Origin of the sequence: Paenibacillus sp. GCM10023250 (assembly GCF_042653205.1) — a bacterium.
Lineage (GTDB): Bacteria > Bacillota > Bacilli > Paenibacillales > Paenibacillaceae > Paenibacillus_Z.
On the sequence record NZ_JBHSHY010000030.1, the window covers coordinates 19,072 to 45,015 of the forward strand.

18 protein-coding genes are annotated in these 25,944 nt (G+C 59.1%); 2 read left to right on the plus strand and 16 right to left on the minus strand.

Going from position 1 to position 25,944, the window contains the following annotated elements:
- From ACFPB1_RS20000 to ACFPB1_RS20015, 4 genes are all read right to left on the minus strand, one after another.
- Window positions 1-2,751 (minus strand): glycosyltransferase, encoded by a 2,751-nt coding sequence (locus tag ACFPB1_RS20000; RefSeq protein WP_379227858.1) that lies wholly within the window; start codon window positions 2,749-2,751, stop codon window positions 1-3.
- Window positions 2,741-3,610, minus strand: coding sequence for a hypothetical protein (locus ACFPB1_RS20005; protein WP_379227859.1), 870 nt, complete (start codon window positions 3,608-3,610; stop codon window positions 2,741-2,743). The genes ACFPB1_RS20000 and ACFPB1_RS20005 overlap by 11 nt, the downstream gene beginning before the upstream one ends.
- A gap of 19 nt (window positions 3,611-3,629) precedes the next feature.
- Complete coding sequence (locus tag ACFPB1_RS20010) at window positions 3,630-6,593, minus strand: glycosyltransferase family 2 protein (RefSeq protein ID WP_379227889.1); 2,964 nt, start codon at window positions 6,591-6,593, stop codon at window positions 3,630-3,632.
- A gap of 96 nt (window positions 6,594-6,689) precedes the next feature.
- Window positions 6,690-7,385, minus strand: coding sequence for an S-layer homology domain-containing protein (locus tag ACFPB1_RS20015; protein WP_379227860.1), 696 nt, complete (start codon window positions 7,383-7,385; stop codon window positions 6,690-6,692).
- 236 nt (window positions 7,386-7,621) lie between these two features.
- Between ACFPB1_RS20015 and ACFPB1_RS20020 the strand changes: the two genes are divergently transcribed.
- Entirely contained in the window at window positions 7,622-9,103 is a 1,482-nt protein-coding gene (locus ACFPB1_RS20020; protein WP_379227861.1) for a VanW family protein, read from the plus strand.
- Window positions 9,104-9,320: 217 nt separating this feature from the next.
- Here the strand turns inward: ACFPB1_RS20020 and argH are convergent, their stop codons facing one another.
- The 12 genes from argH to ACFPB1_RS20080 form a co-directional block, all read right to left on the minus strand.
- Window positions 9,321-10,736, minus strand: coding sequence for an argininosuccinate lyase (gene argH, locus ACFPB1_RS20025; RefSeq protein WP_379227862.1), 1,416 nt, complete (start codon window positions 10,734-10,736; stop codon window positions 9,321-9,323).
- A gap of 188 nt (window positions 10,737-10,924) precedes the next feature.
- Window positions 10,925-12,163, minus strand: a complete 1,239-nt coding sequence (locus tag ACFPB1_RS20030; protein ID WP_379227863.1) for an argininosuccinate synthase — start codon at window positions 12,161-12,163, stop codon at window positions 10,925-10,927.
- Between the two features lie 102 nt (window positions 12,164-12,265).
- Window positions 12,266-13,222 carry an ornithine carbamoyltransferase gene (gene argF / locus ACFPB1_RS20035; RefSeq protein ID WP_379227864.1) on the minus strand — a complete coding sequence of 319 codons (957 nt, stop codon included), beginning with the start codon at window positions 13,220-13,222 and terminating at the stop codon, window positions 12,266-12,268.
- 14 nt (window positions 13,223-13,236) lie between these two features.
- Window positions 13,237-14,451 (minus strand): acetylornithine transaminase, encoded by a 1,215-nt coding sequence (locus ACFPB1_RS20040; protein WP_379227865.1) that lies wholly within the window; start codon window positions 14,449-14,451, stop codon window positions 13,237-13,239.
- 32 nt (window positions 14,452-14,483) lie between these two features.
- Window positions 14,484-15,275, minus strand: a complete 792-nt coding sequence (gene argB / locus ACFPB1_RS20045; RefSeq protein WP_379227866.1) for an acetylglutamate kinase — start codon at window positions 15,273-15,275, stop codon at window positions 14,484-14,486.
- Between the two features lie 23 nt (window positions 15,276-15,298).
- A complete protein-coding gene (argJ, locus tag ACFPB1_RS20050; protein WP_379227867.1) occupies window positions 15,299-16,540 on the minus strand; it encodes a bifunctional ornithine acetyltransferase/N-acetylglutamate synthase in 1,242 nt (413 codons plus the stop codon).
- A gap of 40 nt (window positions 16,541-16,580) precedes the next feature.
- Window positions 16,581-17,630 carry an N-acetyl-gamma-glutamyl-phosphate reductase gene (gene argC / locus ACFPB1_RS20055; protein ID WP_379227868.1) on the minus strand — a complete coding sequence of 350 codons (1,050 nt, stop codon included), beginning with the start codon at window positions 17,628-17,630 and terminating at the stop codon, window positions 16,581-16,583.
- A gap of 132 nt (window positions 17,631-17,762) precedes the next feature.
- Window positions 17,763-18,602 carry a YitT family protein gene (locus tag ACFPB1_RS20060; RefSeq protein ID WP_379227890.1) on the minus strand — a complete coding sequence of 280 codons (840 nt, stop codon included), beginning with the start codon at window positions 18,600-18,602 and terminating at the stop codon, window positions 17,763-17,765.
- A 353-nt stretch (window positions 18,603-18,955) separates the two neighbouring features.
- Window positions 18,956-20,072, minus strand: a protein-coding gene (gene prfB, locus ACFPB1_RS20065) for a peptide chain release factor 2 (protein WP_379227869.1) whose coding sequence is annotated in 2 segments (ribosomal slippage) — window positions 18,956-19,999 and window positions 20,001-20,072 — 1,116 coding nt in all. Because the reading frame shifts where the segments join, the coding sequence is not laid out codon by codon here.
- Window positions 20,073-20,135: 63 nt separating this feature from the next.
- A complete protein-coding gene (gene secA / locus ACFPB1_RS20070; protein ID WP_379227870.1) occupies window positions 20,136-22,643 on the minus strand; it encodes a preprotein translocase subunit SecA in 2,508 nt (835 codons plus the stop codon).
- Between the two features lie 149 nt (window positions 22,644-22,792).
- A complete protein-coding gene (gene hpf, locus ACFPB1_RS20075; RefSeq protein ID WP_379227871.1) occupies window positions 22,793-23,338 on the minus strand; it encodes a ribosome hibernation-promoting factor, HPF/YfiA family in 546 nt (181 codons plus the stop codon).
- A 277-nt stretch (window positions 23,339-23,615) separates the two neighbouring features.
- A complete protein-coding gene (locus ACFPB1_RS20080) occupies window positions 23,616-23,813 on the minus strand; it encodes a cold-shock protein (RefSeq protein WP_090642628.1) in 198 nt (65 codons plus the stop codon).
- Window positions 23,814-24,018: 205 nt separating this feature from the next.
- On the opposite strand from ACFPB1_RS20080, the gene ACFPB1_RS20085 reads away from it, so the two are divergent.
- On the plus strand, window positions 24,019-25,935 hold the full coding sequence (locus ACFPB1_RS20085) for a glycosyltransferase (protein ID WP_379227872.1): 1,917 nt from the start codon (window positions 24,019-24,021) through the stop codon (window positions 25,933-25,935).
- The last annotated feature ends 9 nt before the right edge of the window (window positions 25,936-25,944 follow it).

A 25,944-nucleotide genomic window follows, 5' to 3' on the forward strand; every position in this document is an offset into this window, starting at 1 on the left:
TCAGCCGAACTCCATGACGTCCGGCTGAAAATAAAGCTGCGTTTCCTCGCTGATCCACTGCAGACGGCCAAAGCTGGCCGCGCCGCCATTCGCCTGCGTTCCCCTGACAAAAACCTCTCTGCCTTGACGAAGCGCATGGAGAGCCTCATTTCTCCATGCTTCCGGCTTGGCCTTCGGCCCTAAGCGAATCTCGAGCGGCTGCGGCCGGCTGCGACTCGTCGCCCGCTCCGTACCGGCATCGCCGCTCTTGCCGAGCATCTGCCGAATGACCCGCTTCCAGCGTTCCTTCCAGACCGCTTTATTAAACGCTTTGGATACCTCGTAAGCGTTTCTTCCCAGCGTCAGCCGCAGCTCCCGATTGTCCAGACATTCCACCACCGCCGCACGCAGCGAGCTGCTGTCGGGATCGATCAGCCTGCCGTTAAACCCGTCGATAATAATGTCGGTCAACCCGCCGACTCTGGTTGCGATCACCGTGTTTCCGGTAGCGCAGGCTTCGAGGCAAGACAAGCTTGTCCCCTCGCTGTACAGCGTCGGAATCAGGACGATGTCGGCTTCCTTATAGACCAGATGCATGTCGTCGGGATCCCGGTGATAACAAAACACGCGCCCCGGCCAACGCTCGGCCGCCTCGCGAATGCGAGCGACGTCTTCTTCGAACCCCTTGCCGACGAAATGAAATTCCGTGTTCGGATAACGTTCGAGAATCTCGTCCACAATCGCCAGCGTAATATAAAGTCCTCTAGCTTCATAGAGCCGCCTTGGATAAACGATCCGAATCTTCCCGTCGTCCTGCTTCGCAACCGGAAAAAATATCGACGGATCGACATAATTCGGAATCGTCTGCATCCGCCGGCCGATTTCGAAAGATACCGTTTGGAACCAGTTCGCGGTGTTGGTATCCACGGAAACCATGGACTGTACCTGCTCGGCGCCGCGTATGAACCGTTCGTTATGCCGCCAGAAGGACTCGCCGTCGCTAAACTGGCAGGCGGGATTGTCCCATGCCACGCCGTGGCTGATTCCGATGCTGGGATGTGCGGCTTGCGGAAATGCTTGAAAAAAAGCCGAGTACAGATTCAGAACCGAATTGTTCTGGGCGATTTGTATATAGCGCCGATTAAACGCCTCGATATTCGCAAACGTAAATGCCTTCATATCCAGGTCTTCATGGCCCAAGCTGTAAACGTCGATCTGTTTATATTTGCGATACCATGCATAATTGCCGTATTGATATACATCCATTCGATATCCGAGCTCTTCGCAGACTTCATGCAAATCGACGAGATACCGTTCGGCACCGCCGGTATAGTAATTTCCCCCTTCATAATCGAAGAAGGTAGCCGTAAATACGCCGATATGAGGAGTGTTCAACCTGTTCGCATAGATCGGCCAGCATGAAGGCTGCGTCTCCATAAGCGCCGTTACCGATGACGCCCTTGAATTCCACTGGTTATCCTCCGCAATCTGAGCGAGGTGGCGCCGCGCATCCGGTGTGAGGTTCCACATCTCGGCCGTGAGCTCATACGGTTCTTCTGCATTTACGAAGGTAATTCCCGGTCCGGCAAACGGAAGCACTTCCGCAATCGGAGTCGAGATAATCGGCTTCCCGACAGCGCAATACTCAAAAAACTTAACGGGAGAGACAGCGTTCGTCAGCGTGTTTACAACAAAAGGTATCAGTAACGCGTCGAAATAGGCCGCGTATTGTTTCAACTCTGCATAAGGCTTCGCACCCAAGAGATGAACATGCGCATTGAATCGATCCGGATCGAGGCCGCAATGTCCAATCAACACCACTTCAGCCTGCATACGTTCCGCCAGTTCATTGACCAAGTCCGTGTCGAACCATTCTTCAATCGCCCCGTAATAGCCCAGTATTCGCTTCTTGGCACGCAGAATGGGCGCAAGATCGGCAGGCGCTTCGGGTTTTTCCCCCGCTGAAAATTGAAAATCGGAGATCCGCGACGCGTTCGGCAAATAAACGGCGTCCTGTCGTTCGCCGACATACTCGCTCAATTTTCTGGCCGAATAGGTCACGATATCAGCCTCATGCAACACCTGATAATGTTTAGCCAGCATCATCCGGTCGAAGTAACTGAAAAAATCGACGCGGTCCAGCACATCGTACCAAACGGTCCTGTGAGGGAGATGCTCGATCCATGAATTCTGCATGAGATACGTGTTAAGAACGAGCACGTGGAATGTTTGGAGCGCCTGAAGCAGGTCCTCCTGACGGGCCACCAAGTAGAGTCCGTCCTCCACTTCCCGAATAGCAGGTTCTTGACCGGGATCGCAAAAAAAGCAAAGATACCCCATTCTGGAAAATTCAATCAATAGGTGCTGCGGCCGCTGAAGCGGTTCCCAGTGCACCGCATTCGGATAGACGATAATACCCGTTCGGCTTTCCCGATTGAGCACGGCCAGTATCGATCTGGCGCCCTCGGACAATGGCGCCTCCGCCACCTCGCGATAATAGTTTGACCGCGCCTCGTATTCGGTTGAGAACAGTAGATCCTTGCTCGCGAGTTCCGCCTCTTGCGCCTTTATTTGCTGCTTCAGGGTTTCAAGCCTTGTATCCTGAGCCTGGATCTCTGCTTCCAATGTCACCAGGTCCCGCTCGACATCCTCCAGCTTTCGGTCTTGGTCCTGAAGCAATTGTCCGACATGACCAATCGCGGTTTTCAACGCCTCCGCTTCTCGCTCAAGAATAGCGGTTGCGTGAGCAGCAAGTGTCTTTTTAACAGCCATCGCTATCCCTCCCAAGCTTAAGCTTAGAAAGCACGGAGACGACCGATGGCTCATCCTTTGCGGACTCGAGCGCAATCGCATCTTTTCGGGCCATGACGTACCTTCTCCAGCTCTTTTGCGAATAAGTGACTACATGTGCCTCTGCCAGGAGCTCGAAATGCTTGAACCGCGCTGCCGGGCTGACGCCCCATAATTCGTTTTCGCTTGCGCAGACATCGTACCATATCGCTTTTTGTGGCAATAGATCGAACCAGGCTGCCTGCTGGACCCCGGTGCAGACGACGACCGGCGCGATTTTGTTGGCAAGCAGCCATCGCAGCAGCGCGGACTCGTCGTTGTATACGCGATACCCGTTTTCCTCGAGGCCGGGCGAATTGGATGCTTCCGGGTCAAAATAAAGGCACAGGCAGCCCGATTCCGCCAACCTACTCAGCAGCTCGGATGTACGATGTCCGCCAACGCGGATGCCGTCCGGTGCGATGATGATGCCTTTAAAGGGAGCTATATCTTCGGGCAATTCCATGCCGCCTTCATTTCCGCCGGTCAATTGCATCCGCTCTAAATAGTACTGCTGTCTACGTTCATAATCCTGCTCATACGCTACTTGGCCGCTATGCCTCTCAAGCACCCGAGCCATTCGTTCGAAATACTGTTCCAGCGAATCGGCTTCCCGGACCTTGTCCTCAAGGGTGTTTCGCAGAACGACTGCCTCGTCCTGCATTCGGCGTTTTTCCCTGTTTCGTTTTCCGAGCTCCCGCAATTGTCTTCCATGAATACCGCGCAGAGCTTCCAATTGGCTCTCACGATGATCCTGTTCAAGAAGAACGGCGGCAGCCGCTTGGTAATCCTCACGATACATGTCCCACAAACCCCTGCCTTCAAATAAAACTTAAATACAGCCATTTCCGTTTCAGCTTATCGTGCAACGCCGGCCATCCGCCAAGGCTCCCATTATCGATCCGAGCGGACAAGCTCTTATCGTGAATCCGATAGTAATACAGCGGCTCCTGCAAATGGACCATTTTCCCCGAAAGCGCCAACCGGATCGTAAAATCGCGGTCCTCGATGCCGAACATCGTCTCGTCGAACGTCCCCGATCGCGCCATCGCCCCTGTCCGCCAGATCAGGGAAGGACCGCCGTTCTGCAGGCCGTTCAGCGTGTAACCGCGCAATCGTTTGGTCTCGATGACAATGCCGTTTGCGTCGATATGATAATAATCGGAAAATACAGCGCTAGCTTGTGAATCCTCCGATATCGCCCGAACCATGCGTTCCAGCCAGCGGGGATGCGCCTTGTTGTCGGCCGAAGTCCAACCCATCAACGAGCCGCCGGCTACTCGAATGCCTTCGTTGAGCGCGCGAGGCAGTCCTTGATTCGCTGCAAGCCGCTTGTATATGACCCTGTTATCATAATGGAATTGATTGACGATCGACGCCACGTCGGCATCGGAGCCATCGTCGATGATAATGAGTTCCAAGTGAATGTAGGTTTGGCACAGGATGCTGTGAATGCTCTCGAACAAATACTCGGTGTCGTTATACACAGGCATGATAATGCTTACTTTCGGCCGTTCGTCTGCGATCTCCCGCAGCTTGTCCTGAGGCGACTCAAAAAGGACCGCCCATTCCCGCATATTTAAATAGCTGAATACCGGATACAAAAGCGATTGCGCGTGTGCGGAACGCACGTTGAAGGTATCGAGTATCGCGCGCGCGATGTTCTCTGTCCCCTCGGTTTGATGCGTTTCATAGATGGCCTCCGCCAGCCGGAATGCACAGTTCTCGTTCAGATAAGAAGAGCATTCCAAGCTGTGCCGCCAAGATAAGAGCGCTTGTTCAGTCTTGCCGAGCTGCCAGTGAAGTTCGCCGATCAAGAACAACCAATCGGACTCGTTCGTCAATACGTGCGTCGTCTCGAGCAAGGGATGCGCAAGCACCGTTTGCTCCAGCAAGGCTACTACTTCCGACTTCATGCCGTCAATGGTGCTGTTAGAAGCCAGTTTCCCGTATAAATAGATGAAATCCAGCTGTTCCTGTTCATCAAGGCCAGCCTCCAGCGCCTCGTAAATCATCTCCGAAGCCTGCTCCAATAAATTCAAATTATAACATGCCAAAATCTTGTAAAATTGAATGGTCGCCCAGGCTTCGTCCTTCACAGGCGGTTGCACGGCTTCGAGCACTTCGTCATAACGCTGGCACGCGAAGGCAAGCAGCAGCCGAGGCAGAGGCAGCAATTGCGAAGCTTGCGCCCAGTAGTCGTCTTTCCGGTCATGGGCAACGATCAAAGGCTTGGTAACAGAGATGCCTCCGCGCCTCATGAAGGCATTCGACGCCGATGTCGCTTCTTCGCTTGCGGCGCTCGCCTCAATCAATTTGGCGCCAAGATGCGACTCTGCCAAGCTCGTCATGCGAATGCGAGTCTCGTTCCATCGAGCGCCTAGCCGATCCGAAAACGCGCGAACGGCGATTGCGCCTTCTCGCGCGACCGCCGCAATCATATCATCGGCATCTACCGCTTTCTCCAGCCGCTCGTTGGCATGCCAGAACCAGACGATATCGCATCCGTTCTGCTCCGCAAACACCTCTGCCGCCTGCTCCATCGTTTTTCCTTCGAGCGCCAGATTATGGCTCCATGCACGGTTTGCCGATAGTAAAGAAGTTCGCCGGCTAGCGTCTTGATACGAGTCGGACCACATCCCGATCTTGTGCGGCAGTTGACTGAACCGTTCGTCGAGATGCGCCAGCAGTTCCTCTCCGTCCGTATCCAGTTCAGGGGAAATCACAACGATGGCCACCTTCATGCATTTGACCTCATTTCTCAATGCCTCTACAAGCAGCGGGCTTTCCAGAGCGGCGGCCCATTTGCGCAGCTTGAATCCTTTCGTTAGCGAAACACAATGATTCGGCATCGGCTTTGTTTGCCGTGCGACTCGGAGTTCCCACTCGGTGTACAGGCGAAAAGCCTGCTTCCATTGCCGCCTGTCGTAGCTTATCTCGGCTGCGATACCATATGGATCCGCATAATCGGGCAGTTCGCGGACGCATTCGTCTATCGCGGTGTCGATTTCGATCTGATCCTGCAGCTTTATAGAGGACATTATTTTATAATAATGCGCCTGCGCCCTGCTGTACGTTTCCATATCGCCAAGCAGGCGAAGCGCAGAATTGGCGTGTTTAAGGCTTTCGATGTAAGCCCCGATATGGTAATGTTCCGCCGATAAATAACGCTGAACCTTGCCATCGAGGGGGTTCTCTTGTACTTCTATCGACAATAGCTCCCTGTTTCTATCGCTCTTCGTGGCATGATGCTCCGACGAATAGCCGGTATGACGAAATCCGCCGTACGGACTCATCTCCGCTTGCTGTCTTGTACTCCCGTCCGCCGGAACCAATCGTTCGTGAATGCGGCCTTCATAACGAAACAGCGACGGCTTAAAGAACCGCTCCCCATGCGTGACGGCCAATAATTGGCCGGTCTTCGTTTCATAATGCGATATCGGAAACGCGATAATGGCCTTACTTGATTTGAGGGAGTCCGCCCAACTCCTGAAATCGAGCTGGTCGTCCCAATAGAACGTCTCATCCGCATCGATCGCAAGCACCCAATCCGCATGGCGTACATAGTGCAGGAGCTGATTTCGCGCCTTGGCAAAATCATTCGGCCAAGAAAGCTCATAGACGCTTGCCCCATGTTCGAGAGCCATGCCAATGCTTGCATCCGTAGACCCCGTATCCAAAACGATCGTCTCGTCAACGTAAGGCTGCACGCTTCTCAAAGCGCTCGCCAGCGTAGCTTCGTTGTTCCTTACCATCAAACAGCATGAAATACGCATAACTCTCATCAACCGCCATTCAGATCGCGATAGGACTCGAAAGCGAAGCAGGCCGTTATCCTGCTTCCGCAAGCTAACGGCTGCTCAACCTTCTACGAAACCTTATTAAACCGATGGATCGCTGTTCGAGATTTTCTTGCCTTCATTGAACAATGTGTTGACATTGGTTTTGTAGGTTGCGAAGCTGCTGCTCTTAATGAAGGTGTCGGTAACCAACGCAACTTCTTGACGATCAACCTTTTTTTGAGGCTCGAACTTGCCGTTTGTAACCGAGATCAGTTTTTGTTCGATAGCGGCTTGAACGTAGGCCTTTGCCCAGTCGCTGACTTGGTTTGCGTCGCTGATGGTGAGATTGTTGCCTTTGCCTTCAATGTTGGTTTGCGTAACGCGTACAAGAATCGCAGCCAATTCTTCGCGTGTCGTCACGTCGTTCGGACGGAATTTCCCGTCTGCCCCGGACATGATGCCGAGTTTATCCAAGGCGGCGATGTATTTCAAGCCCCACGAATCGGAGCTTACGTCGCTGAACGATGCGGTTTTCGAATCGGCGTTCAAGTTCAGCGCCCTTGCCAGAATAGCCGCTACTTGAATCCGAGTCAGGCTTCCCTCGAGATTCAAGGCTCCTGTTTCATCTCCGGTCAGAATGCCTTTAGCAATGAGCTCCTTTGCCGCGGCTTCAGCCGCGCTTTGCGCCGGCTTGTCGGTCGCCGCAAAAACCGCCGCCGGGGCAGCAAGCGCATTGACCACCATAGCAGACGAGACCACGTACTTTGTAATTTTGTTTTTTTTCTGCAGATCCAAACCTGATTCCTCCGTCTCTGAGTGCAATGTCATGCTCCTTATTACCTGGAACAATTTATAAGCGCACGAAAACTCGACCGCCTATTTACCTATATCGGCATCCGACACTACAATTTGAGTAAAATTAATAAAAAATTAAAAACTCCGGTTTCTTAATCCTTACGATCAGACTGGAAAAAACCGCCTTGGACGTGCATATACATGAAAGAAGCCCCCGCCCAAGGAGTTGACGCCAATTGAAAATCAAACGCCTCCATCTCGCCTGGACGCTGCTCGTCGCCTGCCTGCTGCTGTTCTCCGCCGGGTGGGGCGGCGTCTGGGTATACGCTTCGCAGCAATCCGTGCCACGGATGCTCGCCGTGACGATCGGCGGCGCCGCTCCCGCGAAAGGCTCGACCGCGATCGCGAGCGACGCGGCCGTCGGTCTCGGCGGCCTGAGCCTTGCGGACGCCAAGGGAACGCTTCTCGAGCGGAAAACCGCGCTCGGGCAGCTGAAGCTGACCGTGAACGGCGGAGCCGCGGGAACGAAGAAGACGACGTGGACGTTGGCCGAGCTCGGCTTGTCCGTCGATACGACAGCCGCCGAAGCGGCGCTCGCGACGCTGGAGACGGGCGGCCTCTGGGCGCGCGCGAAAGCCCGGTGGCAGTTTCCCGAACAGCTGACCGTCAGCGTCAGCTGGAAGCAGGCGGCGTTCGAGAAGCGGATTCGGAGCCAATGGGGCTATTTGGACGCCGGCAACCCCGCGAACGCGAAACGGACGATCACGGCGGATGACCGGATCGTCTATACGGCGCATAAAGACGCCTACCGGTTAGACGCGGATGCCATGTTCAAGACGGCGGTGCGGACGGTCGAACAGGCGCTCGCACAAGGATGGGACGGAAAGCTAAAGCCGCTCGTCCTGTCGGTCCAGCTGAAGGCCGTCCATCCTGCCGTGACGCTGGAGCGGCTGAAGGCCCAGGGCGTCGAACGCAAGATCGCCTCGTTCTCGACGGACTTCAAGACGAGCGGCGCGGGCCGCGTCTATAACGTGGACGTGACGGCCCGCACGCTGAACGGCTGGGTACTCGCGCCGGGCGAGGTCTTCGACTACAGCAAGGTCGTGGCGGCCACGAACGAGAAATACGGCTATCGCGCCGCGCCCGTCATCCTGAACGGCGAGTTCGTCGACGGCGTGGGCGGCGGCATCTGCCAGGTGTCGAGCACGCTGTACAACGCGGTGCTGCGGGCGGGACTCGAGCTGGTCGAGCGGCGCAACCATTCGCTGCCCGTCGCGTACCTGCCGATGGGCCAGGACGCCACATTTGCGGAAGGCGCGATCAATTTCCGCTTCAAGAACACGACCGGCAAGACGCTCGTCATCCGCACGGAGGTGGAAGGCCGCCGTCTCACTGTCAAGCTGTTCGGTTCGATGCCGCCAAACGTCCGCTACACAATCTCGTCCAAGACGGTCGGCACGATCGCGCCGGACGTCAAGGAAGTGCCGCGGCCCTCGCTGCATCCGGGCTCCCGCCGGCTGCTCGCCTCCGGCAAGTCCGGCTACGTGGTCGAGACGTACCGTTCCAAGCTCGTGGACGGCAAGGTCGTCGCCAAGAGCCGGGTATCGCGGGACACGTACAAGGCGCAGCCGTCCGTGTACGCCGTCGCGCCGGAGCAGGTACATCCGCGCGGCCATTCCGGCGAGAAGCCGCTGCTCGAGGACGGCGTGGCGGAGTGAACGGCACGGCGCCGCGGCCTGCGGCGGGTCGCCCTCGGCGGCGCAGCGGCTCGGCGGCGGCGCGCCGCAGGCTTGCCTGCGCGCCAGCCGGCCGCGCGGCTAGCCCGCGCGGCGGCGGCTCCCGCCGCACGGCAAAAAAGCCCCGACCGGGGCCAGCCCAATAATGGGCCGGTCCCGGTCGGGGCTTTCTCGCTGCCGCTGCCCGCGGCCACTTCGCTTAGCGGCTGCGCTCGGCGTATTCCGCGACCCACGCCGCGGTTTCGGCGAGCTCGCCTTCGGCGCGGCCGATCGCTTCCGCGACCTGCTTCGCCGCCGTGCCGCCGTAGACGTCGCGAGCGTTCACGACGTTCTCCGGCTGGAGGACGTCGTAGATGCGGTCGTCGAACAGCGAGGAGAACTGCTTGAACTCGTCCAGCGTCAGGTCAAGCAAATATTTGCCCTGCTGGATGCAGTACAGCACCGTCTTGCCGATGACTTCGTGCGCTTGGCGGAACGGCAGCCCTTTGCCGACGAGGAAGTCGGCGATGTCCGTCGCGTTGGAGAAGTCCTGGTTGACGGCCTGGCGCATCCGGTCCTTGTTGACCTTCATCGTCGCGATCATCGGCGCGAACAGCTGCAGCGCGCCCTGCAGCGTGCGGACCGTGTCGAACATGCCTTCCTTGTCTTCCTGCATGTCCTTGTTGTACGCCAGCGGCAGCGACTTCAGCACCGTCAGCAGGCCGACGAGGTTGCCGTAGACGCGGCCCGTCTTGCCGCGGACGAGCTCCGGCACGTCCGGGTTCTTCTTCTGCGGCATGATGCTGCTGCCCGTGCAGAACGCGTCGTCCAGCTCGACGAAGCGGAACTCCGTGCTCGACCAGAGGATCAGCTCCTCGCTCAGGCGCGACAGATGCATCATGACGATCGACGCGTGCGACAGGAACTCCAGGATGAAGTCGCGGTCGCTGACGGCGTCGAGGCTGTTCTCGTACACGCGGTCGAACTTCAGCTGGCTCGCCACGAAATGGCGGTCGATCGGGAATGTCGTGCCCGCCAGCGCGCCGGCGCCGAGCGGCAGCGTGTTGACGCGCTTGTAGCTGTCCTGCAGCCGTTCAATGTCGCGGCCGAACATGCTGACGTACGCCATCAGGTGATGCGCGAACAGGATCGGCTGCGCGCGCTGCAGATGCGTGTAGCCCGGCACGATCGTGTCGAGATTCGCTTTCGCCTGCGACACGAGCGCCTCCCGCAGCTTATGCAGCAGGTCGACGAACTCGACGACGCGCTTGCGCAGGTACAGGTGCATGTCCGTCGCGACCTGATCGTTGCGGCTGCGGCCCGTGTGCAGCTTGCCGCCGACCGGCCCGACGTCGTCGATCAGCGTCTTCTCGATGTTCATGTGAATGTCTTCGTCCGCCACGGAAAATTCCAAATCGTTGCGTTTGATGCGCTGCAGGACGCGGTGCAGCCCGTCCTTGATCGCCTCCACGTCCGCGGCCGGCAGGATGCCCTGCTTGCCGAGCATCGTGACGTGCGCGAGGCTGCCTTGGATGTCTTCCTCCGCCAGTTCCTTGTCGAACATGATCGACGCCGTGTATTCTTCCACCAGCTGGTCGGTTTTCTTGGTAAACCGGCCGCCCCATAGTTTGCTCACTCAGGTGCACTCCTTTGTCGGTTCTTCCCGTATTGCCGAACGACCCGGTCCGGTGCGGCGCACCGGGCCGGGTCTGCGACAGGCGGCGGCCGGGACCGGCAGGCCGGTCCGGCCGCTGCCGAAGGATCGAGTTGCCGCCCGGGGCCGGTGCCGCCGGAGGGCCTCAACGATCGCTTACGGCTTCCTGGTTACCGCCGCTTGTGCTGCTCCACGCCCGCGGATACTTTCAGGCGCAGCGCATTCAGGCGGATGAAGCCCGTCGCGTCGCCCTGGTCGTACGCTTGGGACGGATCGGCCTCCATCGTTGCGATATCCGGATTGTACAGGCTGACCGGGCTCTTCACGCCGGCGCCGATGACGTTGCCTTTGTACAGCTTCAGGCGGACGACGCCAGTCACGTTCTTCTGGCTTTCCGCGACGAGCGCCTGCAGCGCGAGGCGCTCCGGCGCGAACCAGAAGCCGTTGTAGACAAGCGTCGCGTATTTGGAGATGAGGGAGTCGCGCAGGTGCATGACGTCGCGGTCCATCGTCAAGGATTCCATCTTGCGGTGCGCGGCGAACAGGATCGTACCGCCCGGCGTCTCGTACACGCCGCGGCTCTTCATGCCGACGAACCGGTTCTCAACCATGTCGACGCGTCCGATGCCGTGCTTGCCGCCCAGCTCGTTCAGCTTCTCCATGACCTGAAGCGGGCTCAGCTGCTCTCCGTTCACGGCGATGCAGTTGCCGGCTTCGAACGTCAGCTCGACGTATTCCGCTTGGTCCGGCGCATCCTCCGGGGAGACGGACAGCACGTACATGCCTTTGTTCTCCTCGCTGCTCGGGTCGAACCACGGATCCTCCAGCACGCCGCTCTCGAAGCTGATGTGCAGCAGGTTGCGGTCCATCGAGTACGGCTTCGCCGCGGATGCTTGAACCGGGATGCCGTGCTTCTCGGCATAAGCGATCATCTCGGCGCGGCCCGGGAACTGCTCGCGGAACGCCTCGATGCGCCATGGGGCGATGACTGCGATGTCCGGCGCGAGCGCCGCGGCCGTCAGCTCGAAGCGCACTTGGTCATTGCCTTTGCCCGTCGCGCCGTGCGCGATCGCCGTCGCGCCTTCAGCCCGCGCGATGTCGACCATGCGCTTCGCGATGAGCGGGCGCGCGATCGACGTGCCGAGCAGGTACTGGCCTTCATACAGCGCGCCCGATTGGAACATCGGGAAAATGAAGTCCTGCGCGAATTCGTCGCGCAAGTCGTCGATGTACACCTTGGACGCGCCCGTTGCCAGCGCTTTCGCCTCCAGGTCGTCCAGCTCTTCCTTCTGGCCGATGTCGGCGGTGAACGCAATGATGTCCGCATCGTACGTTTCTTTCAACCATTTTAAAATAACCGACGTATCGAGGCCGCCGGAATAGGCCAACACGATTTTTTCCTTCGCCATTGCTCGTTTACGCTCCCTTAATAAGGAAATTTATGATGTCAGGCCGCGGTTGACCACAGCCGTACCGTTCGCAGGGCCTGCCTTCGGCGGCGCACCCTCCGCTTACATGATCGCGGCCATGACGGCCTTCTGCGCGTGCAGGCGGTTCTCCGCCTGGTCGAAAATGATCGAATGCTTGCCGTCGATGACGCCTTCGCTGACCTCTTCGCCGCGGTGCGCCGGCAGGCAGTGCATGAAGATGAAATCGGGCTTCGCGCGCCGCACGAGCTCCTCGTTCACCTGGTAGTCCGCGAACGCGAGCTCGCGCTCCTTCTGCTCCGCCTCGAAGCCCATGCTCGCCCAGACGTCCGTGTACACGACGTCCGCGTCCGCGATCGCTTCGCGCGGATCGCGGCAGACGTGGATGCGCGAGCCCGTCTCCGCCGCATATTCCTTCGCCATGCGCACGATGTCCGCATCCGGCTCGTAGCCTTCCGGCGTCGCGACCGACATGTGGAGGCCGAGCTTCGCCGCGCCGATGAGCAGCGAATGCACCATGTTGTTGCCGTCGCCGATGTAGGCGATCTTGAGCCCGGCCAGCCGGCCTTTATGTTCCAGCACCGCCTGGTAATCGGCCAGCACTTGGCACGGATGCGCGAGATCCGTCAGGCCGTTGATGACCGGCACCGTCGCGGCCCGCGCCAGCTCGATGACCGTGCGGTGCGCGAACGTGCGGATCATCATGCCGTCGAGGTAGCGCGACAGCGTCTGCGCGGTGTCGGATATCGTCTCGCCGCGGCCGATCTGCAGGTCGTTGCGGCTCAGGAACAGCGCCTGGCCGCCGAGCTGGTACATGCCGACCTCGAACGACACGCGCGTGCGCGTGGACGATTTCTCGAAAATCATGCCGAGCGTCTTGCCCTTGAGCGGATGGTACGTCTCGCCGGCCTTCTGCTTGCGCTTCAGCTCGATCGCGAGGTCGATCAAGTAGCGGATCTCCTCCGGCGTGTAGTCCGTCAATTCTATAAAATCGCGGCCTTTCAGGCTGACCGCGAGCTCTTCCTTCAGCAGTTGGGACATGGATGCCTCTCCTTTCATGTCAGCTGCGCCGCAGCCGTCAGGTCCGCGAAGATCGAGGCCAGGATGCTCACCGCTTGATCGACTTCTTCGCGCGACACGAGCAGGTTCGGCAGCAGGCGCACGACGTCGGGACCGGCCGTGATGACCAGCAGGCCGCGCTTCTGGCCCTCCGCGACGATCGGCGCTACGGGTCCGGCGCAGGCGATGCCGACGAGCAGGCCTTGGCCGCGGACGTCCTTCACGAACGGATTGCCGCCCAGCTTCGCGCGCAGCTCGCTCACGAGGTATTCGCCCGTCTCCGCCGCGCGGCCCGCCGCGTTCTCGCGCAGCATCATCTCGATCGTCGCCTTGACGGCAGCGGTCGCGATCGGCGTGCCGCCGAACGTCGAGCCGTGGCTGCCCGCCGGAAATGCCTCGGCCAGCTCGCCCTTCGCCAGCATCGCGCCGACCGGGAACCCGCTTCCGAGCCCTTTTGCCAGCGTGAAAATATCCGGCTCGATGCCGTAGTGCTCGAACGAAAACAGCTTGCCCGTGCGCCCCATGCCCGTCTGGATCTCGTCGAAGATCAGCAGCACGCCGCGCTCCTTGCACAGCTTCGCCAGATGCGCCAAGTACGCCGGGTCGACCGGGATGACGCCGCCCTCCGCTTGAATCGTCTCGATCATGACCGCGGCCGTCTTGTCCGTGATCGCCGCTTCCAGCGCCTCGATGTCATGCAGCGGGATATAGCGGAAGCCCTCCGGCAGCGGCAGGAAGCCCTCCTTGACCTTCTCCTGGCCGGTCGCCGTCAGCGTCGCGAGCGTCCGTCCGTGGAACGATTGGGCGAACGTAAGGATCTCGTAGCGTCCGTTGCCCTTCACCTTCTGCTGGTAGCGGCGGGCCAGCTTGATCGCCGCTTCGTTCGCCTCCGCGCCGGTGCTGCAGAAGAACACCGCGTCCGCATGGCTGTTGTCCGTCAGCAGCTTCGCCGCCGCTTCCTGGTTCGGGATATGGAACAGGTTGGAGACGTGCCACAGCTCGCCGAGCTGCTTCACGAGCGCGTCCTTCACCGGCTTCGGCGCATGGCCGAGGTTCGTCACCGCGATGCCGCACATGAAGTCCAGATATTGGTTGCCCTGGTCGTCCCACAGCCAGCTCCCTTCGCCCTTCACGAGCGCGATCGGATATCTGGCGTACGTCGGGAACAGCGAGCTGCCCTCGTTTGCCGCCTGCTTGTTCGTGTCGCTCATCTTACGTTCACCCTCTCGTCGAAAATAAAAGCTTACCCGTGCTGCACGATCCGCGTGCCGATGCCGCCTTCGAGCACGGCCTTGGCGAGCACGCCCGGCATGTCGCCGTTCACGATGACGACTTCCTTCACGTCGCCCTGGATGCAGGCGATCGCCGCGCGCACCTTCGGGATCATGCCGCCGTAGATCTCGCCGCTCGCGATCATCGCTTCGATCTCGTCCACCGTGACGGACGGCAGCACCCGTTTCTCGCCGTCCACCGTCTTCAGGATGCCCGGCACGTCCGTCACGACGATCATCCGCTCGACGCCGAGATGGGACGCAACGGCGCCCGCCGCCGTATCCGCGTTGATGTTATAGCGCTGCGCCTCCTCATCGATGCCGATCGGCGCGATGACCGGGATATAGCCCATGGCCATGACGCCTTCGATGAGCGCCGCGTTCACCTGCGTCACGTCGCCGACGAAGCCGATCTCCGCCGCGTTGGCCACCGGCCGCGCCTGAATCAGCTGGCCGTCCACGCCGGAGAGGCCGAGCGCCTTCGCGCCGCTCTGCTGGATGCGCCGGACGATCTCCTTGTTGATCCGTCCCGCGAGCACCATCTCGACGACGTCTAATACTTCGTCGCTCGTCTTGCGCAGGCCGCCGACGAACTCGCTCTCGATGCCGAGCTTGCCGAGCGTCTCGGAGATCGCCGGCCCGCCGCCGTGCACGATAACCGCCTTCACGCCCCGATCCTGCAGGTCGCGCAGCTCCTCGAAGAAGGACGCCGGCAGCGCCGCCAGCGTGCTTCCTCCGCATTTCATCACAAACCGCGTATCCATGTATCGTCCGTCCCCTTCCGCGGTCAAGTCCGGTACGCCGCATTGATGCGGACGTAATCGTAAGTCAAGTCGCAGCCCCATGCCGTGGCCGACCCTTCGCCCATATGCAGGTCCACGTGGATGACGACCGTGTCGCCCTTCAAATACTCCAGCGCCGCGTCCTCGTCGAACGCGACCGGCCGGGATTGCGCCAGCGTCGCGATCGGGCCGAGCGCAATGTCGACCGTCTCCGGATCGACCGGCACGCCCGCGCGGCCGACCGCCGCGATGATGCGGCCCCAGTTGGCGTCGGCGCCGAATACGGCAGACTTCACGAGCGACGAGCCGATGACCGTCTTCGCGATCGCCCGCGCCGCTTCGTCGCTCGCCGCGCCGCGCACCTGCACCTCGACGAGCTTCGTCGCGCCTTCGCCGTCGCGCGCGATCGCCTTCGCCAGCACCTCGCAGACATAGCGAAGCCCTTCCGCGAACGCGGCCAGGCCGGGATGCCCTTCCGTCAGCTCGTCGTTGCCGGCGAAGCCGCTCGCCATCGCGACCAGCATGTCGTTGGTGCTCGTGTCGCCGTCGACCGTGATCATGTTGAACGTCAAGTCCGTCGCCTGGCGGAGCAGCTTGTGCAGCAGCTCGCTGCCGATCGCCGCGTCCGTCGTGACGAAGCCGAGCATCGTCGCCATGTTGGGATGGATCATGCCGCTGCCCTTGGACGCGCCGGCGATATGTACGGTTTGCCCGTCCACGGTTACTGCGACGCACGCTTCCTTCTTCACGAGGTCCGTCGTCAGGATCGCCTGGCAGAAATCATCCGCCGCCTCATACGAATCGCCGAGCCGCGCCGGCAGCTCCGCGATGCCGCCGCGCACGCGGTCCATCTTCAGCAGCTCGCCGATGACGCCCGTGGACGCCACGGCCACCTGCTCCGCCGGCACGCCGATCGCGGCCGCGAACGCGCCGCGCATCTCGTACGCGTCGGCGTCGCCCTGCTTGCCGGTGCAGGCGTTGGCGTTGCCGCTGTTGACGATGACGGCGCGCAGCTTGCCGCCGGCGCCGATGCTCTCGCGCGTGACGGCGATCGGCGCCGCCTGGAACGCGTTCGTCGTATACACGGCGGCCGCCGCCGCAGGTACGTCGCAGACGATCGCGCCGAGGTCGTGGCGCGTCGTTTTCTTCAGGCCGCAGTGCAGGCCGGCAGCCTTAAAGCCTTTGGGGGTCGTGACCGAGCCGTTCGGCACGACCGTGAATGATGCGGATGCGTTCCCCTGTCCCATGATTCGATCGCTTCTCCTTCTGCGCTGGGTTTGCTTGATTTTATGGATACACCGGCACGAAACGAAGGCCCAGCGTCTCGTCCCAGCCCATCATCAGGTTGAGGTTCTGAATGGCCTGCCCCGCGGCGCCCTTCACGAGGTTGTCGATGACCGACACGATCGTGACGCGTCCCGTCCGCTCGTCGACGGCGAAGCCGATGTCGCAATAGTTGGAGCCGGCGACTTCCTTCGTCGCCGGGTAGGCGCCGTCCCGACGGATCCGCACGAAATGGCGGCCCTCGTAATAATTCCGGTACAGCGACACGAAATCGTCGTACGTCCGGCTGCCGGTCACGGTCGCGTACATCGTGCTCATGATGCCCCGCGTCATCGGCACGAGATGCGTCGAGAACGTCGTGACGACCTTGCGGCCCGCCGCGTCCGACAGCACCTGCTCGATCTCCGGAATATGCTGATGCTTGTTGAGCTTATAGGCTTTAAAGTTCTCGTTGATCTCCGCGTAATGGTTGCCCAGGCTCACGCCGCGGCCCGCACCGGACACGCCGGACTTGGCGTCGACGATGATCGAAGCCGGATCGATGAAGCCCGCCTTGACCGCGGGCACCAGCCCGAGCAGCGTTGCCGTCGGATAGCAGCCCGGGTTGGAGACAAAATCCGCGCCGCGCACGGCGTCGCCGTAGATCTCGCACAGGCCGAATACCGCCCGGTCCAAATAGTCCTGGCCGGCCGGCTCCTTCTTATACCACGCCTCGTACTCCGCGCGGTCCTTCAGCCGATGGTCGCCCGACAGATCGATGACCTTCAGGCCCGCCGCGAGCAGCGAAGGGGTGATCTTGGCCGCGACGCCCGCCGGCGTCGCCACGAAGACGACATCCGCCTTCGACTTGATCAAAGCCGGATCGACATCGTCCAGCAGCTCCGTGCGAATGTCGTTCAAATGCGGATATCCTTCCGCGATCGGCGCCCCCGCGCTCGAAGAAGATACGACCGACGTGACTTCGACCTGCGGGTGGCCCGCCAGAAGCCGGATCAGCTCTACGCCGCCGTAGCCGGTCGATCCGATAATCGCCGCTTTTACCGTTGTGCTCATGTCCGTTCTCTCCCATCCCTATCCTCTCTAGTACCTCATTGTACACCCAACGAAAGGAGCGAGGAATATCTTTCACTTTGTATTATTATACATACATATTCATATAAATACAACGCTAAATTCAGCGGATTCTCATGCCAATCGGAACCCTTCCCCGAGCACCTCCGCCGTGTCGCTGATGATGACGAACGCGCTTGGATCCGCGGCTTTCACCAGGCTTTTCAGCTTCGAGACCTCGCCTCTTCCAACGACGATCATCAGCACCGTCCGCGACGTGCCGGTATAGCCGCCGTGCCCGTCCAGCTTCGTCAGCCCGCGGTTCAAATCATGCAGTACGACCTGGGCGATCGTATCCGGACAGTCGGAGATGATGAAGGCGACTTTGGAGATCGCAAGCCCGGTCTGCACGAAATCGATCGTCCGGCTCGTCGCGAACAGGCCGATCAGCGCGTACAGCGCGTTCTCCGGGGCGATCAGGATGCCCGCCGACGCGATGACGAGGCCGTCGAAGCAGGCGACGGCAAGCCCTAGGCGGATGCCCGTGAATCGATGAAGCAGCTGCGCGGCCAGGTCCAGCCCGCCCGTGGACGCTTTCCCGCGGAAGACGAGCCCGAGCCCCGCCCCGACGCCGATGCCGCCGTAGATGGATGCCAGCATGGCGTTGTCCGTGAGCGGCTTCCAGTCCGACGTGACGAGCACGAACAGCGGCAGCACGAACGAGCCGAGAGCCGTCTTCAGTGCAAAGCGCCTGCCCAGCAGCCAGAGACCGACGAAGAACAGCGGCACGTTGAGCGCCCACTGCGTGTACGCCGGCGGAATGCCGGTCATGTAATGCACCAGAATTGAAATGCCCGAGACGCCGCCGGACGCGATGCCGAGCGGCACGAGGAACATGTTAAAGCTGACCGCGATGAGGAACGAGCCGGCGAGCAGCAGCAGCACGCTGACCAGCGCCTCCGTCTTGGCGCCCATGCTCCCGGCGGTTCGGCGCTTCTTCGCGCTCGCGGCGGGTGTCCTCTGGCCTGGCGCTGGCCGCTTCGCTTCTTCCGCTTCCCGCTCCTTCGCCGGCTGCCGGGTTTCCTCCTCCGGCCGCCGCTCTTCCTCCCGCCGCCGTCCCTGCTCCTGCCGATAATCCGTATGAATGCTCATATGTATCTCTCCTTTTCGGTTGCCGCCGCTGCAGCACTGGCACCTGGCGCGGGCGGATTGCTGCTTTGCCGGGCCTCCCCTTTACCGCGGCTACGCGTTTCCGGGCACAGCAAAAAGAGTTCCAACCTTTATCAGTGTCGGAACTCTTTGTCTGGACTATGCATGCATCGGGACGCTTAGTTGTTGTCCTCGTGGCGAATGCGGCTGCGCAGGTAGCCGTCGATGAATGCGTCGAGATCGCCGTCCATCACCGCGCCTACGTTGCCGGTTTCCACCGAGGTCCGGTGGTCCTTCACCATGCTGTACGGATGGAACACGTAGGAGCGGATCTGACTGCCCCAGGCGATGTCGGATTGTTCGCCGCGGATTTCCGCGAGATGTTTTTGCTGTTCTTCGATCTTGCGCTCGTACAGCTTGGACCGGAGCATCTGCATCGCGCGCTCCCGGTTCTGGATCTGCGAACGCTGCGTCTGGCAGGCGACCACGATGCCGGTGGGAATGTGCGTGATCCGGATGGCCGACTCCGTCTTATTGATGTGCTGGCCGCCCGCGCCGCTCGAGCGGTACGTGTCGACCTTCAAGTCTTCGCTGCGGATCTCGATCTCGATGTCGTCGTCGATCTCCGGCATGATGTCGCAAGAGACGAAGGACGTATGGCGGCGTCCCGAGGCGTCGAACGGCGAGATCCGGACGAGCCGGTGCACGCCTTTCTCCGACTTTAAGTACCCGTAGGCGTTGTAGCCCTTGATGGATAGCGTGACGCTCTTGATGCCCGCCTCGTCGCCGGCCAGGTAGTCGAGCAGCTCGACCTTGAAGCCGCGCTTCTCGGCCCAGCGCGTATACATCCGGTATAGCATCTGGCCCCAGTCCTGCGACTCCGTGCCGCCCGCGCCGGGATGCAGTTCGAGAATGGCGTTCAGCCGGTCGTACGGTTCGTTCAGCAGCAGCTGCAGCTCGAACTCGTTCACCTTGGCCACGAGGTCCGCCACGCTCTTCCGCAGCTCCTCGGCCATCTCCTCGTCCGCTTCTTCTTCCGCGAGCTCCAGCATCGTCTGGAGGTCCTCCTGATCGCCGTTCATCCGCTCGTATTGATCCACGACGGATTTGACGGCGTTCAGCTCGGCGATCGTGCTCTGCGCGCGCTCGTTATCGTCCCAGAAATCGGGCGCGCTCATTTTCTCTTCGAAGTTCAAGATCATCTCTTGCTTCAGATCTAAGTCAAAGAGACCCCCTGAGTTCTTGGAGACGCTTCGCCACTTCTCGCAAATCTTGCTTAACCTGTGTATCGATCATGACCGTCGTTCACCTCAAATTTCGCTTCTTGGGCCTTACCTTATGGTTATGCTCCGGACGGGCTTATTGTCCGTGGCACTGCTTGTACTTCTTGCCGCTGCCGCATGGGCACGGATCGTTGCGCTTCACGCGCTCTTCCTTGCGCACCGGGCGCTTCTGCGCCGGTTCGCTGCTGCCGCCCGATTCCGTCTGGCCTTTGGCGACCTCTTGGCGCTCGAGGTTGTTCTCGACTTGCGCCTTCATAATGTACTTCGTGACTTCTTCCTGAATATGCTCGACCATTTCCTTGAACATCTCGAAGCCTTCGAACTGGTACTCGCGCAGCGGATCCGTCCCGCCGTAGGCGCGCAGGTGGATGCCTTGACGCAGCTGGTCCATGGCATCGATGTGGTCCATCCACTTGCTGTCGACCGCGCGGAGCACGACGACCTTCTCGAATTCGCGCATCGTCTCGGCACCGATCTCTTCTTCGCGGCGGTCGTACAGTTCAACGACTTTATCGTACAGGAACTCGATGATCTCGTCCGGCTCTTTGCCCCACAGATCGTCCTTCGTGATCGCTCCTTCGTTCAGGAAGTTGCCTTCCGCGAAATCCACGATCTCCTGCAGCTCCCAGTTCTCCGGGATGTCGTCGGCCGGGCAGTGCGCCTGCACGATCTTGGTGATCGTCGGCTTGATCATCTCGAGCACGATCTCGCGAATGTTCTCGGAGAACAAGACTTCGCGGCGCTGCTTGTAGATGATCTCCCGCTGCTGGTTCATGACGTCGTCGTACTGGAGGACGATTTTCCGCTGATCGAAGTTGTTGCCCTCGACCCGCTTCTGCGCCGACTCGATGGCGCGGGTGATGAGGCGGCTCTCGATCGGCTGGTCTTCCTCGAAGCCCAGGCGCTCCATCATGCCCATGATGTTATCGGAGCCGAAACGGCGCATGAGATCGTCTTCGAGCGACAGGTAGAACTGCGAGGAGCCCGGGTCGCCCTGACGTCCGGCACGGCCGCGGAGCTGGTTGTCGATCCGGCGGCTTTCATGGCGTTCGGTGCCGATGATGTGCAGACCGCCGAGCTCGGCCACGCCGTTCTCAAGCAAAATGTCCGTACCGCGGCCCGCCATGTTCGTCGCGATCGTGACCGCATTCGATTGGCCCGCGCGCGAGATGATTTCCGCTTCCTCGGCGTGGTATTTCGCGTTCAGGACTTTATGCTCGATGCCGCGCTTCTTCAGCATCTCGGACAGCTTCTCGGAATTCTCGATCGAGACCGTGCCGACGAGCACCGGCTGCTTGTTCGCGTGGCGCTGGACGATCTCCTCGACGACGGCCTTGAACTTGCCGTTCTCCGACTTGTACACGACGTCCGAGATGTCGTTGCGGATGTTCTTCCGGTTCGTCGGCACTTGAATAACCTCGAGACCGTAGATTTTCTTGAATTCTTCTTCCTCCGTCTTCGCCGTACCGGTCATGCCGGCCAGCTTGCGGTACATCCGGAAGTAGTTCTGGAACGTGATCGTCGCGAGCGTCATGCTCTCGTTCTGCACCTTGATCTGCTCTTTCGCCTCAATCGCCTGGTGCAGGCCGTCGCTGTACCGGCGGCCCGCCATGAGACGGCCCGTGAACTCGTCGACGATGACGACTTCGTCGTCCTGTACGACATAGTCTACGTCGCGTTTCATGATGACATGCGCCTTCAGCGCCTGCTGGATGTGGTGGTTGATCAGCACGTTGGCGTGATCGTAGAGGTTCTCGATGCCGAACGCCTTCTCGGCTTTCTCCACGCCCGCTTCCGTCATCGTCACCGTCCGCAGCTTGATGTCGACCGTAAAGTCTTCCTCTGCCTTCAGACGCTGCACGAAACGGTCGGCCGCGAAGTACATCTCGGTCGACTTGGCCGCTTGGCCGGAAATGATGAGCGGCGTACGCGCTTCGTCGATCAGGATGGAGTCCACTTCGTCGATGATCGCGAAGTAGAGCGGGCGCTGCACCATCTGTTCCTTATAGAGAACCATGTTGTCGCGCAGATAGTCGAAACCGAACTCGTTGTTCGTGCCATATGTGATGTCGCATGCATACGCGGCCTGCTTCTCGTCGTGCGAGAGGCCGTGCAGGTTGCAGCCGACGGTCATACCCAAAAAAGTATAGACTTGGCCCATTTGCTCGCTGTCGCGCATCGCCAGATAATCGTTGACCGTGACGACGTGGACGCCTTTGCCGAGCAGCGCGTTCAAGTAGACGGCCAGCGTGCCGACGAGCGTTTTGCCTTCGCCGGTCTTCATCTCCGCGATCTGGCCTTCGTGCAGCACCATGCCGCCGATCAGCTGGACGTCATAGTGACGCTTGTCCAGGACGCGCTTGGATGCCTCTCTGACTACGGCGAACGCCTCCGGGAGCAGCGCGTCGATATCCTCGCCTTGTTCCAGACGGTTGCGGAATTCGGCCGTCTTCCCTCGAAGCGCCTCGTCGGAGAGTTGAGCGATCTGCGGTTCCATTCCGTTGATTTCCTCTACCGTACGCATAAGACGCTTGATCTCTCGTTCGTTGGCGTCTCCGAATAATTTCTTTACAAGTCCGAGCATGGTCTTCCCCTTTCGATGTTACGCCTGTTTGCATAAATTGTAACAGTTTGCGGCCCTTCTCGCAATGTTCGCGGCCCTAGGGATAAGATGGGTAAACCGCGCGGGGACGCAAAGAGCCCCGGTCGCCCGGGGCTCTCCAAACGCTGGCGTCAATCCGCTTCCAGCACGCCGTACCGGCCGTCGCTGCGGCGATAAACGACGTTCACTTCGTTCGTATCGGAATTGGCGAACATATAGAAGGAATGTCCTACCATATTCATCTGTAGAATCGCTTCCTCGACATCCATCGGCTTCAGCTGAAACCGCTTCGTGCGGACCAGCTCGTAGTCGTCCTCCTCGTCGAGGACCCGGACCGCGGAGCCTTCGTCATTGAACATCGTCCGGATGCCGCTGTCTTTGCGGAATTTGCTGTTGATTTTCGTTTTATGCTTGCGAATTTGCCGTTCCAGTTTGTCCACCACGAGGTCAATGGAAGCATACATGTCCTCGCGCTTCTCTTCGGCGCGAAGCATGGCGTTCGGCAGCGGGATCGTCACCTCGACGGCGTGCACGCCCTTCGTGACGGACAATGTAACGATGCTTTCGGAGGTAGAAGGCGCTTCAAAATACTTTTCCAGGCGGCTCAGTTTCTTCTCGACATAATCGCGCAAGGCGTCTGTCACCAAGATGCGTTGACCTCGAATATTGTATTTCATGCAGGCATTCCTCCTTTACATGCTCTTATTATAACACTGTATTCGGGCGGTCTCAAAGTTATTTTCAGTATTTTTGGAATTATCTAAAAATATTAGAGATGCAAGGTTTTCATAGATTTTCAGCCTTTTTATCTAGCCTTGTCATCTCGCCTTGGTATCCAGCGTTTCCGCGCTTTCCGGGCACAACAAAAAGCCCCGGTTGCCCGGGGCTGCTGCTTATCACATTCGGTTAAGCGCGCATACCATGTATGATGTGAGCCGCTTAACAGCGGGATAATTACAGTTTTTGAACGTTAGCTGCTTGAGGACCGCGAGCGCCTTCGACGATATCGAATTCAACCGATTGGCCTTCTTCCAGCGTCTTGAAACCTTCAGCTTGGATAGCGGAGAAGTGTACGAATACATCGCCGCCTTGCTCTGTCTCGATGAAGCCGTAACCTTTTTCAGCGTTGAACCATTTAACTTTACCTTGCATTCAGAACATTCCCTTCATTCTCATATAGCTGCGAGATCACGAGGCGTGGCCCACAAGTCGAATATACCAGAGCCTTCACAAATTTGTCAATATCTTTTTGTAAGCGAATACATTCAATGGGAAACTGGGTTCTGTCTTGTCCTTCATTCTTTTTTTGGATTGACGATATTATAGTAAGAACGCGAATGAAGGAGCTTCATATCCGATGGAAAAACTCATCTCATTATGCATGATCGTTAAAAACGAATCCGCCGTCTTGCCTCGCTGTCTGAACAGCGTCAAATTGCTAGTAGACGAGATTATTATAGTCGATACAGGTTCCACTGACGATACGAAAGCCATCGCTGCCGCCTATACCGATCTGATTTTTGATTTCGAATGGGTCGATGATTTTGCCGCCGCGCGCAACGAGTCCCTCCGCCATGCGACCGGACGATGGATTCTGGTTTTGGATGCCGATGAGTACGTGCAATCGGAGGATCACGACAAGCTGCGTGACTACCTAGCCGGGATTCATCCTTCCGGCCCATTCGGCTTAACGCTGCCGATCGTCAATTTTACCAGAAGCGGCTACGACGAAACGCAAATCATGACATCTACCGGCGCCAGACTCTTTATCAACAACCATGCCATCCGTTACATCGAACCGATTCATGAACAGCTAGCAACCCCGGAAGGCAGGCCGGCATTCGAAAACTATCCTTTTACTCTGTTCCATACCGGCTATACCGAACCTATCGCCAAGACGAAACAGAAATCGCAGCGGAATTTATCGATTCTAGAAAAACAATCCCGCACTGCCAAACGGCAAGATCCCTATTTCTATTTTGTGCTTGGCAATGAGTATGCTTCCGCCACGCGCCACGAGGAAGCTCTGTCCTGCTACCATAGCTCGTATAAGGGCAGCAAACCGACCGACGCTTGGTTCTTCCATCTGCTTGACCGCTTGATTGCGCTGGAAATCGAGCAAGGCCGGCAGGACAAGGCGTACCCGTTCATAAAGCAGCTGCAAAAAATCGCGCCGGACCGAACGGACGCTTATTGTTTGGAAGGGATCTTATTCGAATCGCTCGGGCTCCTGAATGCCTCTGCCGACGTACTGGCCCGCTGCATCTCCATCGCCGAGGAAGCGGAGCAGCACAATCGAACCTACTGGAGCGTGCAGCCGACCTTCGGCAAAATCATCCCGCATCGGATGCTGGCCGAAATTAAACGCAAGCAGGGCGATTTGCCGGCGGCTGTCCATCACTGGATTAAACTGCTTCGGCTGCAGCCGAAAAACTATCCGGTACTTCAGCAGCTCGCCGAACATCTTCTCCAAACGGAACCGGCCGATCAAGTTCGCGAGATTCTGGAGAGCCTTTACCCGATCGAATTGCCGGTTCATGCGCTGCTGCTGTTCAAAATGTCGATGAATGTCGGGAATGCGGCATTGGTCGAGCATTATGGCGCTGAGCTTGCCAAGCTGGACGTGCGGCTTGACCTTCAAGACAGTTTAATGCATGACCTATTCTTACATAAGAATGCCAGAAGCTTGCCGGCAGATCGATGCGCCCAAGCGTCGCTTTCCCCGACGCTTGCCGTTGCGGCAGCCGTCGTCTACGAAAATCTCGACTATGCGGACATGGCTTCCTCAGATCCCGGCGCCTGCCGCATACTCGCCCGGCAGCTGACGCTCGTTCTGCAGAGCAAGGATTGGGATCCCGGTCTGGTCGAAACCTGCGAGGACCTGTTTTCTCAAGTGCTGCGGCTGTTTTGGAAATGCGGTTATCCGGAGCTCTACATGACATTGCTACAGCAGGCCGCAAGCGGAGCCGTCCTTAATCGTATGGCCGATTGGTTTTACAGTACTGGCCAAATCGACCAAGCGATTGATCTATACAGCATCTTGCTGGACAACCAGGCCTTGTCCGGAGAAGGCTTGAAAACCGTAGGGCAGTGGTATTTGGCCGCGGGAAACATAGAGGATGGCTGCTCGTTCGTGAAAGCATCCTTCGACCGCGAGCCGTCTCCGTCGGCGATCGGATTGCTTAAAGAGCATGCAAGCGCGCAAACGTATCGGGAATTCTCCCCCGGATTCTTCCATGTCTATCCCCATCTCTCAAGATGCACATTCTTATAATGCTTCTGC